Annotated in this window: 22 protein-coding genes; 1 reads left to right on the top strand and 21 read right to left on the bottom strand. The window is 41.7% G+C overall.

Annotated elements, in window-relative coordinates:
• Positions 1-216: 216 nt before the first annotated feature.
• The 21 genes from G636_RS17960 to G636_RS0108915 all read right to left on the bottom strand — a co-directional run bounded on the left by G636_RS17960 (position 217) and on the right by G636_RS0108915 (position 17,407).
• Complete coding sequence (locus tag G636_RS17960) at positions 217-993, bottom strand: aminoglycoside adenylyltransferase domain-containing protein (protein WP_051226795.1); 777 nt, start codon at positions 991-993, stop codon at positions 217-219.
• Positions 978-1,556, bottom strand: a complete 579-nt coding sequence (locus G636_RS0109010; protein WP_026507789.1) for an AAA family ATPase — start codon at positions 1,554-1,556, stop codon at positions 978-980. The genes G636_RS17960 and G636_RS0109010 overlap by 16 nt, the downstream gene beginning before the upstream one ends.
• A 92-nt stretch (positions 1,557-1,648) precedes the next feature.
• Positions 1,649-1,843 (bottom strand): hypothetical protein, encoded by a 195-nt coding sequence (locus tag G636_RS20305; protein ID WP_155832362.1) that lies wholly within the window; start codon positions 1,841-1,843, stop codon positions 1,649-1,651.
• A 193-nt stretch (positions 1,844-2,036) separates the two neighbouring features.
• Entirely contained in the window at positions 2,037-2,837 is an 801-nt protein-coding gene (locus G636_RS19535) for a hypothetical protein (RefSeq protein ID WP_051226794.1), read from the bottom strand.
• Positions 2,838-3,763: 926 nt separating this feature from the next.
• The gene (locus tag G636_RS17950) at positions 3,764-4,603 is read right to left on the bottom strand and encodes a YecA family protein (RefSeq protein ID WP_035779317.1); all 840 of its coding nucleotides are present in this window, start codon (positions 4,601-4,603) and stop codon (positions 3,764-3,766) included.
• Positions 4,584-5,126 (bottom strand): hypothetical protein, encoded by a 543-nt coding sequence (locus G636_RS0108990; RefSeq protein ID WP_026507787.1) that lies wholly within the window; start codon positions 5,124-5,126, stop codon positions 4,584-4,586. Before G636_RS0108990 ends, G636_RS17950 begins: the two co-directional genes overlap by 20 nt.
• 28 nt (positions 5,127-5,154) lie before the next feature.
• Entirely contained in the window at positions 5,155-5,484 is a 330-nt protein-coding gene (locus G636_RS0108985) for a type II toxin-antitoxin system RelE/ParE family toxin (RefSeq protein WP_026507786.1), read from the bottom strand.
• A complete protein-coding gene (locus tag G636_RS0108980; RefSeq protein ID WP_026507785.1) occupies positions 5,484-5,789 on the bottom strand; it encodes a type II toxin-antitoxin system RelB/DinJ family antitoxin in 306 nt (101 codons plus the stop codon). The genes G636_RS0108985 and G636_RS0108980 overlap by 1 nt, the downstream gene beginning before the upstream one ends.
• A gap of 132 nt (positions 5,790-5,921) precedes the next feature.
• The gene (locus tag G636_RS17945; RefSeq protein WP_305803589.1) at positions 5,922-6,710 is read right to left on the bottom strand and encodes a M15 family metallopeptidase; all 789 of its coding nucleotides are present in this window, start codon (positions 6,708-6,710) and stop codon (positions 5,922-5,924) included.
• Positions 6,686-7,897 carry an ABC transporter permease gene (locus G636_RS0108970; RefSeq protein ID WP_026507784.1) on the bottom strand — a complete coding sequence of 404 codons (1,212 nt, stop codon included), beginning with the start codon at positions 7,895-7,897 and terminating at the stop codon, positions 6,686-6,688. Before G636_RS0108970 ends, G636_RS17945 begins: the two co-directional genes overlap by 25 nt.
• 2 nt (positions 7,898-7,899) lie before the next feature.
• A complete protein-coding gene (locus tag G636_RS0108965; RefSeq protein WP_026507783.1) occupies positions 7,900-8,772 on the bottom strand; it encodes an ABC transporter ATP-binding protein in 873 nt (290 codons plus the stop codon).
• Positions 8,756-9,508 carry a hypothetical protein gene (locus G636_RS0108960; protein WP_026507782.1) on the bottom strand — a complete coding sequence of 251 codons (753 nt, stop codon included), beginning with the start codon at positions 9,506-9,508 and terminating at the stop codon, positions 8,756-8,758. The genes G636_RS0108965 and G636_RS0108960 overlap by 17 nt, the downstream gene beginning before the upstream one ends.
• Positions 9,505-10,023, bottom strand: a complete 519-nt coding sequence (locus G636_RS0108955; protein WP_026507781.1) for an RNA polymerase sigma factor — start codon at positions 10,021-10,023, stop codon at positions 9,505-9,507. The genes G636_RS0108960 and G636_RS0108955 overlap by 4 nt, the downstream gene beginning before the upstream one ends.
• 162 nt (positions 10,024-10,185) lie before the next feature.
• On the bottom strand, positions 10,186-11,757 hold the full coding sequence (locus G636_RS17940) for a MobA/MobL family protein (protein WP_196803068.1): 1,572 nt from the start codon (positions 11,755-11,757) through the stop codon (positions 10,186-10,188).
• Between the two features lie 471 nt (positions 11,758-12,228).
• Positions 12,229-12,525, bottom strand: coding sequence for a hypothetical protein (locus G636_RS0108945; RefSeq protein ID WP_026507780.1), 297 nt, complete (start codon positions 12,523-12,525; stop codon positions 12,229-12,231).
• Positions 12,522-13,484 (bottom strand): ParM/StbA family protein, encoded by a 963-nt coding sequence (locus G636_RS0108940; protein ID WP_026507779.1) that lies wholly within the window; start codon positions 13,482-13,484, stop codon positions 12,522-12,524. Before G636_RS0108940 ends, G636_RS0108945 begins: the two co-directional genes overlap by 4 nt.
• Before the next feature lie 167 nt (positions 13,485-13,651).
• Positions 13,652-15,013, bottom strand: a complete 1,362-nt coding sequence (locus tag G636_RS0108935) for a virulence-associated E family protein (protein ID WP_051226786.1) — start codon at positions 15,011-15,013, stop codon at positions 13,652-13,654.
• On the bottom strand, positions 14,928-15,605 hold the full coding sequence (locus tag G636_RS17935) for a CHC2 zinc finger domain-containing protein (RefSeq protein ID WP_051226784.1): 678 nt from the start codon (positions 15,603-15,605) through the stop codon (positions 14,928-14,930). The genes G636_RS0108935 and G636_RS17935 overlap by 86 nt, the downstream gene beginning before the upstream one ends.
• A 181-nt stretch (positions 15,606-15,786) precedes the next feature.
• A complete protein-coding gene (locus tag G636_RS0108925) occupies positions 15,787-16,122 on the bottom strand; it encodes a plasmid mobilization protein (protein ID WP_026507777.1) in 336 nt (111 codons plus the stop codon).
• Positions 16,115-17,203 (bottom strand): site-specific integrase, encoded by a 1,089-nt coding sequence (locus tag G636_RS0108920; protein WP_026507776.1) that lies wholly within the window; start codon positions 17,201-17,203, stop codon positions 16,115-16,117. Before G636_RS0108920 ends, G636_RS0108925 begins: the two co-directional genes overlap by 8 nt.
• Positions 17,204-17,221: 18 nt before the next feature.
• Positions 17,222-17,407: a helix-turn-helix domain-containing protein gene (locus tag G636_RS0108915; RefSeq protein ID WP_026507775.1), complete on the bottom strand. Its 186-nt coding sequence runs from the start codon at positions 17,405-17,407 to the stop codon at positions 17,222-17,224.
• Positions 17,408-17,588: 181 nt separating this feature from the next.
• Between G636_RS0108915 and G636_RS0108910 the strand changes: the two genes are divergently transcribed.
• Entirely contained in the window at positions 17,589-18,125 is a 537-nt protein-coding gene (locus tag G636_RS0108910) for a helix-turn-helix domain-containing protein (protein WP_026507774.1), read from the top strand.
• Positions 18,126-18,165: the final 40 nt, after the last annotated feature.

Genomic DNA, 18,165 nt, shown 5'->3' with positions numbered 1-18,165 from the left:
AATACACCAGATTTTTTAATGCCATGCCTTTTGTGTTATCATGGGAAAGTTACTGACAATAAAAGGCAGGATCCCTCCCCGACCAAAGTTTGGTATACTGCCTTAGCAACTCCGTACACAGAAGTGTACGAAAACATGCAAGACTATGGTAACCCTTTACATCGAAGAAAACAATCCGGTCACACCAGATTTCTACAACTCTATTCTAAACAATCTTCAGTTCCATGTTTTTTCCACTCTTTTCATCTCAGATCTTATCTGTTCAACCATGCAAACAGCGTAGTTCTCTGCATTGTTCATATCGTATTCCATATCTATTCCCTCTGCATATTCCTTCAGTGCATTATGCAACAGAGAATGATAAACCTCTGGAATGTTGTCTAGTGCCCATTCGCCGCCTTCTTTCTTGGAAAGGACAAGACCATCCTTGACGTACGCAAGAACTCTTGCCAGATTTAAGATAATATACATCGGATTATCCGTTATCTCATCCTCAGCATCAGCTATATCATTCCAGATGGAATCTATATAATCCCGTATTGGAACATCATCAAAAATCTCTTTGATTGGAGCACCGTACAAACACCTACCTCTGTGGTTTATGATCGTGAAATGCGCTGCGAGATCTTTATCTTCACCTTCCATTTTGGAAATATAGTCTTTCGGATCTTTCCTATACCAATCAAGGTGCGCAATCGAAAAATGTAATTCGAAAGGCGTTGGATAAGCAAACGGCTTACAAACGCTCTGCCTGACAATGCTCATTTCAATCCCTTTTGCCGGGCCTTTGTTGTTTAGTTCCACTACCATATCCATAAAGAATCGTTTATTTGCATCTGTCAGAAATTCCTTTACAACCACGATTAGATCCAGATCACTCTTAGCAGGGTTGAAACATTCCATAACCGCTGACCCGTGCAGATATATTCCAACCAGATTATCCTTTAGTATTTCTCTGGATCTTTTTACAAAGCTGACTATAACTGTATCCAATTCTTGATTATCTCTACATTTCTATGAACCGGAAGGGTTCCGTCCAGTTCGATTACACCGCAGTTGATCTTGCCGATACTGTCTTTAACCTTTTCATCTGTAAATCCAGCTATCAGGTCTCGGAAGGATTTTTGCTGCTCATACATATCCCCGCCTTCAGCCACTCTGTCGCCCCACCGTTTCTCTTCCCGATCTTTTACCCGGCGTACTCTTTCATCCGTCCCTGTTTTCAGCCAAAACACCTTTTTAATCGTAGAAAGGATTTCCTCGCTCCAGTTGATGGTAACTCCGGTAAGAATATATCTTGGATGCGCTGCAATATCTTTCGCTATGCCTTCTTCAACCTCTTCCTTTGTGCGAGATACCGAATATGGCATATCCCCCAGATAATCTAGGCAATCTCCATACTCTCCATCAAGAGCCGCACGTCTGGATTCCTTTTGCTCCGGGAAATAATAGTCCTCGACATCTATTTCGTAATAACTCAATTCCCTAGCCAACGCATGACCGAGCGTGGATTTTCCGCTTCCATTCAGACCAACTATAGCTATTCCTTCTCGCATAAATTCTTCCTTTTTCTCATACTGTTGATTTTCTTGAATCCTCAACTCATACTGTTTTCAGCCGGTTCAACAAATCCGAAACAACGCCCGGATCATCGATCAAGGAAATACCAAAGCATTTTAAAATACATCGCTATCTCATGAAACCTTTCATCCACCCAGTTGATGCATCCTGCAGCAGTTACAATATCATATTTTTCATTCGGAATTCTTGTTTCTTCCGCTTTAGCAGCATAAAAGGAGTAAGTAGGATCTGTGCCATAAATCTCATCGCACACTTCAACCATTGAATCTGCTCTACTACAGACTTATGAAGCCAAGGTCTCTTGGCATTGCCCTGTGCTATCCTTTTTGAGTCAAATGCCTTATTATCCATTCTTTTTCCTGTTGTGTGAATAGTAGTAGTGATAGTTTTTATTCGTAGTTTTGAATTAAACTACTGCTGTTTCGCCTTTTTTCCCTCTTTTGAAGCACAACCTGCTAAACCAGATATTCTTCAATCATAGCCTTTATTATATTAGAACTGATTGCATGTTGAGAAGTCTCAAAGGTCATAATCATGTTTTTCCCAGGAAAGTATCCACTTAGCTCATATGACTCTATCTTAGCTATATTCTTGTTTGCATAAGATATGTTATCCATCATTCCAAAATGTTCCCAGATATATTCTTTTCTGGTACGGATATTAAGGCAAGTAAAATCAGGCCTCACAGTTCCTATGCCTTTTAGTATAAGTGGATATTCATACCTGTATGGAATGCCTTTTTGTTCCAGCATATTAGCTATTATCAGTTCAGATTTTGATCTTACCCTTATTCCATCATTTGAAAAAAACTCTGTAACGCCTTCGTTAAATCCCAGCGGCTCATAAATTTCTTTCTTCCAATTCTCAACATATAATTCCAGAGGTTCAATAATCGGTGTAACGAGTTTTTTCCTTGCGTCTGCCATGCCTATATACACATTTTCAAGCGCCTTTATATCATAGAGCTTTAAAAACCCCCAAATATCATTTCTGATTATTCCAAGTTTCTTTTTAAGCAGCATTTCATAATCACGCTGTGCCACTTTCTTTAGCTTGCCCATTTCTTCGATTCTCGCATACTTCCGTTTTTGTGTAAGCTTATCTACCCAGTAATACTGGTCTTTCCCGTTGCTCTTACTTATTGCAATTCCACATTTGCTCAGATTCTTTACCTTTAACGTATTCTTGTCAATTTGGGTTATAAGAGCATCAATCTCCTGTATTTGTTTTTCCAATTCTTCCTTGTAATTCTGCATCACCAAACTCCTTTATTCAGATCTACGTGACTACACTTTATCTTTTGACTGTTATCACGTAGTGCTGCAATGATACATCAGGCATTCTACGTGATACGCTCTTGTAAACAAGCCTCTCATCACGTAAATTATCCAGATATCTACCTATTTCTACGTGAACCACGAGAATCAAGAGCAACATCTCACGTAGATGCCATAAATATCATGCGTGTCACTACGGGAATAGCAGCTCAAAAAAACTACTTCTCACGTAAGCCGTCTCCTTTTGCCCCTTCTTTATCTATTATTTTGGGATTTACCAAGCTGTCCCAGAAAGAACAGCCATTTCAAAACGAACTTTTAAAAGAACTATCTTGAAATACATATGACAATATATAACAACTCAGAAAAAAAGTAAAGAAATTTCTAACCGTATGGATTCCCATACGGTTATGCCTGAAAGATAAGCCTCTGACAATTTCAGCCTGCAAAACAACAAAGCCCTAGAAGTCGCATATATGCGCTTCCGGGGCATAACGTTCACTTAATTATATCCTGCACATTCACTCCTCTTATAGAAATCGCTACAAAACGCGATTTCTATAAGCGTCTGTTGTCGCCAGATACTTCGAAAATTCATATGGAAATCCCTATGGGATTCTCCGTAGCTATCAAATAACCGGTCTTGAATGTTAGCATTCAGACCGGTTATTCGCTATCTACTAAAACCACTTCGTGGTTTTTCCATATGAATTTCTCGTGCCTGGCTCGTTATCACTCCAGCTCTATAAGTTCTTTGTTTTTCTTAAACATATATGTTTAGTTTCGGTGCAAATTGAGGCATATTTTTATCTCATTTACACATTTTATTCTGACTATCTGATTTTTTGTTGCCAAATTGTTGCCAGTATTGTTTATTCCATTATTACTTTTTCATCAGCACCTCGTTACTTCTTGACTGTATTATAAAATGTTAATGGTTGAATTTCTCCAAATTCTCTATTTGCAAGATTAATGCGGAAGTGCTTTGTATATATCTTATTAGTCCCAAGACAACACTTCTTATACTTTTTTCCACTTCCGCATGGACATAATTCATTTCGTCCAATATTTTTATATTCTGGACTAACCACCTGTAACTCATCTACATTCCAAAGTGCAAAGGGATCCTTTATCACTTTCATAAGTTGTTCTAACGGATAATAGTTATATTCCTGTCCTTCAACGTGTATGATTGTATATTTGTCAAAAGGATCTGTAACTATTGCCTCAGCAAGAAATTCCATGTCAGTAATCTCATGGCAACACATTTCCCCCAAATACAGTTGACCAATTCTATGATTGCATCCATGTCTCAAACTTATCTTTTTACCACATATGGAACATTTCTCTTCTTTCACAATAATTTCATGACTGAAAAAATATTTATACGGAAATAATTTTTGAAATTGCTTTACCGCATTCAGAATAGGAGCAATATAAAACCTAAATCCAACAATGCATCCAAAGTATTTCTCAAAATGCGGCTCTAGAAACGATATTTCTATATCTGTTCTGTCTAGCGCATTCCAAGCATCCTCATATTTCCCAACCTTCATCATTCTAAAAGCCGTTAAATATGATGATTGAATCTTATATACCTGCTGTAGGCACCATAAATAATTTGCAATATACTCATCTTTATTTATTCTTGCCTGTTCCTTCAGTTTTACTAATTCATCCATGACTTGAGAATCAAGGTGACGATTCGGTTTATCAAGATATTCTTCAATTTCCTTTGCTATCATTCCCAAATATATCCCTAGCTGCTGTATTTAACGCGTCCTCAACCCCGCTTACTGGACCATCATAAGAAATCATCTTGCTCTTTTTTCCTGTCTCTTCTGTGGTAATAATATTCACCTTTGCAGATACATCCTTTTTCTCTCTGTGCATCTTTTTTACTTGATCATATAGGAAATTGGTCACTATACCTATCATTATTGGAAAAACCACATCTTTCACAATAAAAGTTACGACTGTTATTGTCGCGGAATGCAATTCTAATTTTTTAAAGTCCTCATCATCAATAGCAATGTCTGGTCTTATGTTGTTTGAAGCATTATCTTTTAAGTATTCTAGAAATTCTTGTGTAAGTTCAGGGAACACATATCCCTCATTTCTTTTTACATAATCTGGAATTAAGAGAACATTGGCTTCCTTTATCTCGCTCAGCAATTTTTTAGGAAAATAATCCTTTTCGTAAATTGTCTCAAAAGTCTCTGCGCAATCTTCTACTTTCAATGTCTTGTTGTCGATTTCATGCTGCATATCTATCTTCTCCTTCGTAACTCAATCACTAAACTTGATTATGTCTCTCCTGCAACCTTTTATGCACATCCGATGCTCCATACAACACATCAGTAACGGTAACTACACCTGGATCAACAACATAACAAACTAGATAATTATCCACTATCATCCTATGAATCCCCATAGAATGTTCCGGCTCACATTCAAACAGACCAAATCGATCAGGATAAGTATCTAATGTCAGTATCGCATCTGCGATACGGTTATACTGCCCCATAGCATTTTCCGGAGCAAGCAGCTTCTTTGCAATATACTCATATAACGCTTCCATATCAGCAAGCGCCTCATCGGTGATATTAACTATGTATCTATCCATCAGCTGTGGTTCTCCCGAAATCGGCTAAATGCTTCTGCAGCATTCTGGGTTCGACCGGCCTTGTACGCTTCATATCCTTTTTGTATCTTGGCATGAATCTGATCTTCACTCATCTTCGTTGCATCGATGCTTTCAGGCGCATTGGGTAAAGTGACAGCAAAAGGTATTCCACCAACAAGGACAACCTGGTTCAAAAACATATCAACAGCAGTAGACATCGGGATACCTAAACGCCCCAATACTGACTCCGCATCTTGCTTCAGTGTAGGATTTACTCTTAAATTTAATGTTGCAGTTTTTTCCATAATGGCACCTCCATACAATCTTATTGTAACGACATTGTTGTTACATGTCAAGTAATGATTTCAAAAAAGCTCCTGCCGGTTTAAATGCAGGAGCCATTCCGTATATAGCATATTCTAATGTCACTACACAGGTTAATCACCGCTTCCATCATCGGATTTTAACCATCCCTTAATCTGATTCTCTTTCCTGTAATATTCTTCCAGCGTAATCCCTTCCTCATAGATCTGTTTTGCAACCTCCTTCCCTACATACCTGTAATGCCACGGTTCATAATCAATCCCGGTAATATCCTCTTTACCCTGCGGATACCTGAGGATAAACCCATATCTCCAAGCATTTTCCGCCAGCCAATTATAAACCTCTTCGTTGCTTGATTGCTCCTTATCAGCATTGATATCTACTGCCAGGCCTAATTCATGTTCGCTGGTTCCCGGAATTGCGACCCATTGCTCGGCCATTTCCTCTGCTTTTCTTCTTCGATATCCCTCACGCATAAAAGCAGCGACTTTATCTTCAAAAACCTCTACTTGTTCCTCATGGGTTCTGAAGCCTTCTCTTACAACCGGGAAGACACCTTCTTCCCTGGCATCGTCAAACATTGACTGCAGATCGGGATAAATCCTGCTATCCACCCTCTGACCGTTGGACAACAGTGTAAATTCTATGTTGAAATCATCCGGTAACGGATTCCATTTGTTTACCAGTATAAGATTCCACAGAATATCCTCTGTCTCAACAACCGCATCCCTGTCAGTATCTCCATCATAGTCCAGAGAATCTCCTTCATAGCAATGTATTACATGTGCGACCAGAAAAACGCATAAGAGCACAAACAATCCAGTCCAGATTGCTCTTATCCTTCGAATTTTCCTTCTGCTACGTCTTCTGCCGCTGTTCAGCTTTTTTGTATCTTTGCCCAACGAGAGACTGTGACAGGGATACATGCAATCATAAAAATCAATGGTGTCCAAAGCTCGACATATGGCAACCACACAGCTTTTCCAAATATATTCAGGGTATTCATTCTGAATATGTCAGCAGAACTTCCTGCCATCGGTATGAGACTTACTATAAGCTGCAGGGTATATGGCAGATACTCAGATATCACCATCGGTACAAATAACAAGGCAAATCCGCCGACGATAGACAGCAAATCATTTTTCGACAGTGATGAGATCAGCATTACCAGCCCAGCAAATCCCAACGTTCCAAATAAAGCAAACAAGTACTCATAAATCTCTGCTTGAACCATATTCATCGGTGCGATCGCGATCATCTTTATACACTGAATAGGTGCATCCCATCCAGATGCCCCCAAATAAACCATCTGAACAATGATATTCGGAATAGCAATGAGCAGGAATATCTCTATCGTAAAAGAAAAGCCCACAGCCAACTTTGCAAGAGCATCTTTCCTCCACCCCTGCTTCATCGTTAGGATCATTGCTCCGGTTTTGGTCTGCCATTCACCTGAAAACATCGGCGCCAGACAGACGACTAGCACGATTGCGATCATCAATCCAAAATCCGGAAGCGAATCCCCCAGAACGGTTCTCCAGCCTTCCGTCCAGACGTATGAAAACGGAATCTCAACCTTTTCATTCATAGATAACAGGTATTCTTTCTCATCACCTTCAATCCCTGAAGCATCCATGAATGCTTCAATTGCTTTATTCCGCCGCTCATATATGTCCGTCAGTTTTTCTGGATCCACATAACTCAACATTAATAAATACGTGTCAGATTGTTTCAGTTCCGGAAATAGGGTTTCCAGCCAGGATGTCTTTACGCTCCAATCCGTTTTCTTGGTTTCATCATATGATCCGTTCTTCTCTATACTCTGGTAATCCGATACCATATCCGATAAAGTTTCATCCGTCAGCACTCCGTGGAATTGCTCGGCATATTCCTGTCGCTCCCGTATCACCTCATACCCGTCAAAGTGGTTCCCGAACGCGCTTGTAACATCCTTAGGGCTGCCAAAGGTGAACCACTGAAATTGAAGTATTCCGGCAAAAATGATCATATATACAAAGCATAAAAGCACGCTGATCCTTACATACTTTTTGCTCCACAGTTTTTTATGTTCTGCTAGGAAGATTTCCATTTTTATTCGCTCCTTTCTGTCGGGAAATGGTATAAATACAGGTCTTCCAGTGTTGCCGGGACGCAAGTTGCGGATTCAGAGGGAGAGTTTTCACTGATTATCCTGAGTATTGTCTTGTCATCCTCTCTCCTTAAGTTAGCAACTGTCATTTGCTCTTCCCATCTTCCCGTTTCTGAAGGATTCACGGCTATCTCCCATACATGTCCCTGTGCCTCTTTCACCAGCTCCCGAATGCTCCCCTGCGAAACGAAATTTCCCTGTTTCATCACAAAAACTTTGTCTGCGATAGCTTCAACATCAGAGACAATATGTGTGGATAGAATAACGATTCTGTCATTTGCAAGTGAAGATAAGAGATTACGGAATCTCACCCTTTCCTTTGGATCCAAACCTGCTGTCGGTTCATCAAGGATCAGTATTTTCGGATCATTAAGCAGCGCCTGTGCTATACCCAGCCTCTGTTTCATTCCCCCAGAAAAAGTCCTGATTTTCTTCTTTGAAACTTCAGAAAGTCCCACCACATTCAGCAGCTCCTTTATTTTCGCTGTTGCTGCATGTCTTGGAATTCCCTTCAGAACAGCAATATATTCCAGATAATCTTTCGCTGTATAACTCGGATAGTATCCAAAGTCCTGCGGCAAATATCCCAAAAGATCCCGATAATCAGCCCCCATATCCGACACATTCTGCCCATCCAGCAACACTTCTCCGCTGCTTGGTTCTAAAATCGCGCAGATCATCCGCATCAATGTCGTTTTACCTGCACCGTTTGCTCCCAAAAGCCCATAAACTCCAGGCTGTAGCGTGGCACTTAAATGGTCAACTGCGATTTTGCTCCCAAATGTCTTTGTCAGTCGATCAAGCGACAAAACCATATATTTTTCCCTCCTTAACATACGAGATAAGATACTCCATCTCGCGAATAAAAAAGACTCCAAATACAATAAAGCAGATCATCCATACGCCTACTGCTGAACCCACATACAGTCCCGGTATGGCAAACGCTGTAATGCCCCATAAAAAACTTGCTGTGAGCGCCACCATAGCTGAACTGATAATCTTCCCCTTTCCGCTTCGTATCATCCTTAACATTGCCGTTACGCATAGCATATAAGGAACAAACACATATAGTATCAGGTTTAACAATCCCAGTCCTGACCGGAAACAGCAGATTTCTACAGCCAGCAACAATGTAAAACATATGATATCTGCCGCACCAATGATTATCAGTCTGGCAAGAAGCAGCTGCGCATATGAATTTCTTGTCGCAAGTTCTATCTCACTCATATGGTTGATCTCTGCCCGGAACAAAACCGGAAGTGCGGCAAGGATAAAAAATGGAATAAAAACAGGGATCAGTTTTGGATAATCGCTCACCATCTGAATGATCAGACATATGATGACTAATGTAACCATCTGTCCGCCCAATATGATCTTCCCATTCATGCGTAAAACCTCAGATAAAAAATCCAGAAAACTGCTTCGTGGCCTTGATGCAGCAGCATTTTCTCTTGTAATCCTCCGGCATTCGGCAATGGTCTCTTCCATCTTTTGTGTATTCTCTGTTCCCTCGTATGAACTAAGGCATTTCTTTATTTGATTTACTCTCATCTGTATTCCCCTTTCTTGCGCAACGTTTTTCTGGCCAGATTCACCCTGCTTTGCACAGTTCTATACGGAATATTCAAGATTTCTCCTATCTCGCGATAAGAGAAGCCTTCCATGTAATGAAGGATGATCGCTTCTTTTTGTTCGTCGGGCAACCCAGACAGTAGCCTGTAAAGTTCATCCTCATCCTCCACATGCCTGATACCGTCATATTCGTCACCAATTTCGCTGATATCTATGTCCGGTTCATATTCGATTCGATCTTTCCGAAGTTCATCAATACATACACTTCTCGCAACACAGAAAAGCCATGCCTTAAAGTGCCCTCTGTTTCTGTATTGATCAAGGCTCTTGAATACCTTGAGAAATGTTTCCTGCGTCAGATCCTCAGCCAGATCATTGTTACCGCATTGCCATCTGCAGAATCTCATGACCTGAGCATAAAACTTTCGTACCAGTTCCTCCGCAGCGTCCTCATCCCCGGCGCGGATCCGCTTTATCAATAAATCGTCTTTCATGTAATTCTTGTTCTCCTAAGTGATCACTCTATATATATAAACGAAACATACATACGATTTGATTAAAAATTTAAAAAACTTTTAAGGATCCCGTAGTCGCGGGGTATCTCTGACAACCACGGGATTCCTCCAAATTGCAATACTTCAGCAAAATATAATACTTTATTCCAATCCAGCATTCCTGTTTTTGACCTTTTTTAGTGATCTGTCCTTTTGTTCATCATATGCTTTGACAATATCCTTCTTTTCCTTAAGCGCAGCCTTCATACTTACCTTATTGAGCTGCCGCTTAGGTGTGGAAGTATCTACCTTGGACCGATTTGATGATTTTTGTTCCTTTGTTGATTCCTTCGGCGTAGAAGTATTTTCTCCGGTACCATACTTGGCGTACCACGCCTCAAGCTGTTTCTGGTACTCGTTATGACTGGCTTTGGATGCGTTATACTTTGTATAGAATTCATCAACTGATCCGCATTTTGCCTTGATTGCTATCCTTCCAAGAGATGCTCTCTTCTTTGATAACTCCACCTGTGTATCTGCGATTTCACCTATGATCCTGTTGCGTTCTTTCCCCTTGAAGAAACCGGTCATCTGTGATAGTTCTTCTTGAAGCGTTTCAAGTTTATCTTCAAGTGTCTGTATTTCTTTCCCTGTGCTTTCCAGTTTCTTATATGTAGCATAGTATTTTTTGAACTGCTTCGACAACTCCGGCTCGACAGGTTTTTCAAGGGTAACAGGAATCTGCAATTCTTTCCTGTTATCGCTTTCGCTTACAGGCTGCTTAGATGTTTCTGCTTTAACTTCTGCTTCCTTGATTGCATCCCTTATCTTAAGGATCAGTTTTCGGAGATGTTGGATAGCATTACGTACGATCTGATTAAACCGCCCAGGCTCTTTCCCATGTTCCTTAATGGATTTTTGTGCAGTCTCCATTATTTCTTCCTGCTTGATCTTCTTTATCTCGGCCTGCGGTACTCCCTCCACAAGTGCCTGATCTGCAATCTGGTTCCAAGTTTTTCGCAGTTCGTTGGCCTCTTTTATTTCTGCTTCCTTCGGATTATTCTTTCCGATTTTCAGCATCGGAAGATATACTTCCTCGTCATCAAAGATCGTCAGCTTCGGATAATTCTCTGGAAGCAGGGTATTGATATAATCCATCAGATGTACCTTGGCTTCCTTCAGGAATCTTTTTGACTTAAACTGCTTGTCCTTTATGGAGAAGATGTCCCGTTCGTACGCCTCTCCCTTTTTAATGATATAACAGCCTTTTCGTATATTGCCGTCCTCGTCCATGATCTCCTTCTTCGTTCGGACATGTCTGCCGTTTTCATCATAAAACATATTCCTCGTCGCTATCTTTTCGTTAACCACCTCCTTACGCTTTCGCTCCGAAAAGATCAGATGTATATGATAATTCGTCTTTGTTTTGTTATGATGGAGAGCCGCTATACAATCCACACCATATTTTTCTCGGAACCTTTCCACAACTCCCCGGAGCAGTTTTTCCGGATCCAGTTCAACTAAAGGTTCCGGGAGGGCTATTATTAACTCCCTTGCTTCGATGCAATCACCTTTGGTACCACTTTGCTTATGGATTCTCATATTCTCTTTCGCAAGTTCCCTCCAGAAAAGTGGATCGGCAGTATCATACACTGCATAGAGATGTTCCTGCCTTTTGGGATTTGAAATATAATCGATTCTGCCTTTTAAATTGCTCAGCTTGCTCTCCTGCACAAATACATGTCTTTTTATGATGCTCCTCCTTCGCATTTATGCTTTCAGGCATCCGCAGGATACATCTGGAAACATCCGGTGGATGTTTTCCTTGCCGGGATGGGGTGTCTACCCCATAACACGGCATATCCCGAAATAGCTTTCTTATTTCGGGACTGTATCTGAACATATCGGAAACTGCCTGTGGCAGGTTTCGTTCAGATACCCGGTCAGCCCTCTGCTGACTGGCAGCTCCACGCAGTGGCGAAATATCCAGAGCATAAACCGCAAGGTTTGTGCGATGGGTGTATTTCGCTCTCAATCGCCGAGGGCTCTTATATATGTTCTTTACCATGTCATTTTCCATGATTTTCTCCTGCATTTGCCTTTATCTTGCTGCCTTATACGGCAGCCCTTTTCTTTTTATTGGTTACAAATTGCTACTATTATTCCGGCTTCCATATCTTCTGTGGTGCCAGATTGCTACCACTCTCAAAACTGACTTAAGAAGTCCAATACATCTTCCGACAGGTTCAAATCTTCCTCCGATTCTGTATCCTTCTCCGATGATGCCTTACCCGTCGGAGGTTCCGGCAATATCGGGGATGGCATTACTGCCACCATCCCTTTATCTGCCAACATCATCCTCCGCAGCTCCTCGATCAGAAAAGAGTTGAGCGATATTGTCTGCGACTCTTCTTTCCCATGAAGCCATTCCCAGATTTCCCGGTCTGTTGGTTTAGCCATATTCAGCCTGATATGAAAGCATTTTTCATTCTTCCTTATCATGCCGGTATCCTGCTCCTTCCCGCATCTTTACCCCGGCGAAGGTCATTAAGTGCCAGTGCTTCATATCCTTTTGCCGTAGCTCTGATATCTTCGATGAAATCCACTTTTGCTTCTCCAAAATCCCAGAAGTTCTTAAGGATACAGATACCTCCGCCCATCACACGGAGCCTCATGATATCGGGATTGTACTCATATTCCCGGAGCCTTCCAACAATCCTTGCGGCATAATCCTCTGCCGTTTTTTTCATCATCTCGCGGTACTTTTCCGGAAGATCTGTCTTCCCTGTCCACAGATAACTTTCCATCAGTTCATAAGGTGCTTTTGAGCCACCGATAGTCTGAAATTCATTCTGCATCCGGATAATACACTGCTCAACGCCAAGCTTATCCGTATAACACTCCGATGCGCTCGGTCTTCCGTTCTTGATATACATGGTGTTCATAGTGCCATTCCCGATGTCAGCCAGGATATTGATCCCACCAAATTCATTCAGTCTGGTAGCAATCCCGGCAAAACCCTGTGGATAAATGAAAGCTCCTTTAATTCGGATACGATAATCCTTTCCTTTATATGCAAGCTCAACCATATCCCTCTGAAGAAGATACTCCTTAAAATCCTCCTTGCCGGAACTTACCCATTGAAGTGGAAGTCCCGCTGCAATGATCACATCCGCCTCCCTCATCTGCCTGCTAACCATTTCCTTTGCTAGTGCTGCTACCGTTAAGATATAGTAGTCCTCATCCTGCGTCTTGTTCTGTGCAAACACCTTATGCTGCTCCCCGATAAGGTGATACTTTCCATCAAGGATCAGGATATCTCCACCCACAGGTGGCTCCGTGGCACTGGTAAGTACTCCGGAACGAAAGGTGTTATACCTTGTTTTCATCTGACCGAAACCATGATCGATCCCGATGATCTCCATATTTTTGTATGTTAGTCTTTCATTGTTGTTGCTCATAGTTTTCCTTTCTCCGGTATGACCGGTATAACTTTTTAGGTCTTTTTCATTTTGTTCATTGACATCATTGACAAGTCCTGTATCCCCTATAAATACTGGATTTTCTTGTCAATCGCTCCATTGACGCTCCTGTCAATGTCAACTGTCAATGGAGCTGTAAAAACTTTTTAGATGAACGGATTATCTGCATCGTCCGGAAGCTCCATAAATCCATCCGTTCTTGCTTTACGTTTCCAGCTATTCTGCTGGCCATATTTACGGAACCGGTGTTGCTTATATTTCTCCCATCCGACAATGGAGTTATTCATGATTTCGTTGATCTCTTTAACCTGCCATGATTTGATCTGATCTCCATCTCGCGCATATACCTCTTCAAAAATCATCATGGTACATACATATTCCTCGCCACATTCATCAAGCCAGGCTTGGATCATTCCGATATTAGTATTCTCCGGCATGAATTCCTTCTGCATTTCTTTCAGATAATCTTCCATCTCTTTCGGAAGCTTCAGATCATGTTTTTCGTCTGCCCGATACAGTTCCATCGCTTCAGCCCACACCTGAACAAAATATGCTCTGGCTTCTGCTTCATCCTCCAGTATGTGTTTTTCAACCCGTTCCGGATGTGCAAGAATCGGTGCAAATCTTCTGTTTCCGGTCATATCAAACGGAAGGAACTGAAGATCATTGGATGTTCCGACAAATACACACTGTCTCGGTCTATCCTCCGGATATTTTTCATACGGGACCTTATATGTTTCTTTCGTACGGCTGAGAAAAGATTTAATCTCCTCGATGCTTTTTGCGTTTACTGTTCCAAGCATTTCCGACATTTCTATAAACCAATGTCCCTGCATTTTCCGGTACACCTGTTCATCATCGATCTTCTTCAGGTCATCAGAGAACCAGTCATCGTTGATCGCAAGGAAACGGAAAAAAGTTGATTTCCCGGCTCCCTGTCCACCAACAGCACAGACCATGATGTCATACTTACATCCAGGTTCATAAATCCGTTTTATAGCAGCAGTCAGTAAAAGTTTCATAAGCGCTTCCGAATACTCATCCTCGTCAACCCCAAGATACCTCGTCATCGCGTGTTTGATACGTTCTTCTCCATCCCACTCAAGTGACTCCAAATACTGCTTGATCGGATGATAGCCGTTTTCACTTGCTATGATATGTATCGCCTTATTGATATTATTCTCGCTTCTCAACCCGTAATTACTTTCCATATAACGTTGTATCTGATACTCATCAACTTCTGTCAGACTACTGGAAATACTTCTTTTCCAACCCGTTTTCATTTTGAGATCCAGACGGCAGGTCAGCTCGTTTTTTCTTATTGCCCCTTTCAGCAGGGGATCGCGGTAAAACACTGTCATGCAATTCTCTATAGTCTGCTTCACGCCGCCTTTATCACTTTTCTCAAGATCAAGCCTTATATCATCCACACTGCTGCATTCCGCATCCAGTACCTGTCCGACTTCCTCCCAGGCGTCTTTCGACGGCTCCTGTAACTTTTCTGACATAGCGATCCACCTCCTCTCTGGCATTCATAAACAATTCGATTTTCTCCTCATCAGTTCCCATACACAGGATATCTAGCCAGTAACCAATGAGTGACTCCGCATTAACTGCTGTTTCAAATTCCGGTGATCCAAATACTTCATCCGGTGTAGCGTTCCAGAAACTATCCTTAATGCGCTGTATTCCATCCTCTGCATCATGAAGGATATCTATCTGTGTAAAACACCATTTTTTGAAGCGATCCTTGATATGAACTATCTTGTCCCTCTCTTTCTTTTCCTTCTGCCACTTAATCCTGGCTTTCTCCTGCTCACGCTTATCTGCCGGATGTATCTCTATGGGAAGAGAAAAATCTTCGATAAGCTTGCAGGCGGCATCATACTGGGATAGTCCAAACATCTGCGCCACATATCCGATGGCATCACCATGTGCTCCGCACCCGAAGCAGTAATAACCGGTATCGATCTTCATGCTGGGATGCTTATCATCATGAAACGGACAACAGACCATCCCGTTTCTTCCAACCCTCAGACCATAGTATTCAGCTATCTGTCTGGTGGTCAGGTGTTCCTTTATTTCCTTAAAAATAGGCAAAATCACGCCCTCCTTTCTGAAAAATGGGTATTAACATCCGGGAGAGCCTTTGCTATAATAAATTTGCGAGATTTATCGAAGACAAAGGCTCGTCCTTTTCTTTCGGTGATGAATGTCCTTGCTTTTGGCAGGGGCATTTATTTTTCCAAAGGTTCATCTCTTACCCGGAATAAGATCCTCTTTATTTTCCGCATAATCCATCCTCCTTCATTCCTTCCATAATTTCAGCGATCATCTGTATCGTGTACATAAGTTCATCCTGATCCTCACTGTATTTTTCAATCCGCCGGAGTTCTGTAAGCATTTCATCCATCTGATTACGAAGTGCCTTATATACCCTGGGATTTCCCTGTACTACTACATCTCTGTTAAGGAGCCTCCTTGTTATATAGTCCTGCTTCGTAAGTCCGGACAATGCAACCTCACGATCTATGAGCTGCGCCTCTTCCTCCGATACCCTGAATGCAACCATCCGGTGTCTCCATCTGCCCTTGTAGTCCAACAGCTTCTCAGACATCCCCTTCACCATCCTTCCCCATGCGCTCAATATCCAAACGATCCGCCATCTCTGTCTGCTTTGACGGGAAGAGATGCGCGTAATGATATGTGATATCTATGCTCTCATGTCCAACTCTTTCTGCTATAGCCAGCGCCGAAAATCCAAGTTCAATCAGATACGAGATTGCACTATGTCTCAGATCATGAATCCTGATACGCTTAACTCCGGCTTCCTCAGCTCCACGATCCATTTCATGATGAAGAAAAGATTTTGACAATGGAAAGATACGATCATTCTCTCCAAGCTCATACAACATCTTCAGATAATCCTGCATCTCATCACATAAGAACTGTGGCATGGCAATGACTCTGTTACTTTTCGGTGTCTTGGGAGAAGTGATCACATCCTCACCCTTAAGCCGCTGATAGGATTTATTTATCCTGAGAGTCTTCTTTTCAAAATCGAAGTCGGCAGGTGTCAGTGCCAAAAGCTCACCAAGCCGGATGCCGCACCAGTACAACATTTCAAAGGCGTAGTAGGATTTGGGCTTATCCATCATCGCATCGGCAAATTTCAGATATTCGTCTTTTGTCCAGAAAAGCATCTCCTTACGCTCCTCACATCCAATCGTTCCAGCAATCGCTGCAGGATTGGATTTCAAATGGTAATACTTCATTGCATGATTAAATATTGCCGAAAGCTGTGCATGTATAGTCTTCAGATACGTTGGCGAATAATTTTCACCGCTTGCCATCTCCCTTGCCAGCAACTGATTCTGCCAGGCGATTACATCCTTGACTTCAATCTCAGCAATCTTGCGCCATCCGAAATACGGCATAATCTTTGTTCTTATGATATGCTCCTTTGATTCCCAGGTATTTGCCTTTAACCGCTTGATCTTATCTGCCTTGTAGATTTCAAAGAAGCTTTCAAAAGTCATGTCGAGGTTGGCATCCTGCTTGAGCATTGCTTCATGTTCCCAAACCTGCGCTTCCCTCTTGGTGGCAAATCCACGCTTCTGCGTCTGCTTTCGCTCTCCGTTCCAGTTTGTATAGCGATAGAGCACTCTCCACTTATCGCCATCCTTATAAACAGCCATTTCATCATCTCCCTTCCATTAAGCTGTTTCCGTGTAACATACCTTCTTACGGAAGTAATTGGCATTGATACGTCCTGCGACAGTCAGATACCCCATCTGCTGCAACTCTTCATTGAGTTTCTTGACAATCTTATAAGCGTAAGATTTTGAAACTCCCATCTCAGCAGCCACCTCTTCTACCGTTAAAAATGCTTTGTTTTCCATGATATTCACCTCCTCTCTCGTTTCCCTAAACATATTTGCTTTGTGTTGTTGTCTCATATATTACAATACATATTTGTTTAGGTCAAGTATTTTCTTAAATATTTTTGTTTAGTTTTTGCTTGCGTATTTATTCTGTATCTGATACAATATCCTCAACATATATGTTTAGGAGGAAATTGCTATGGCTATAGGGCAACGAATAAAGTTTTTCCGCAACCGCAAGGGCATGACTCAGAAGCAGTTCGGTGAGAAACTAGGCTTTCTCGGAAAAACTTCCGATGTAAGGATCACCCAATATGAATCCGAAGTCCGGGTTCCGAAAGCAGACCTTGTAAAAGAAATGGCTGATCTGCTTGATGTGGATCCCAGAGCTCTGACAGTTCCCGACATAGACACCCAGCTCGGTCTCATGCACACGCTCTTTGCCATAGAAGATATGTATGGTCTGAAGATTGATGAGCTTGATGGTGAGATGGTTCTGCGTCTGGACAGATTCACACCGGAATTTCCGGAACTCTATGACAAGTTTCGCTCCTGGCTTCAGGAAGCCAAAAAACTTAAAGGTGGAGAAATCTCGAAAGATCAGTATGATGACTGGCGGTACAAATATCCGGAACTTGATACACATCAGTTCTCGGTAGATGTCCTGCCAAGAGAGATCAGCGATGCCTTGATAAAAGAAGAAAAGAAAAAGTCAAAATCCAATAAGAAGAAATAAAGATAAGACCTTACCGATTCTCCATCCAATATGAATCAGT

The sequence above is a fragment of the Butyrivibrio sp. MC2013 genome (assembly GCF_000424585.1).
GTDB lineage: Bacteria > Bacillota > Clostridia > Lachnospirales > Lachnospiraceae > Butyrivibrio.
The sequence above is the reverse complement of the archived record's forward strand: the minus strand, read 5'-3'. Positions and strand labels throughout refer to the sequence as shown.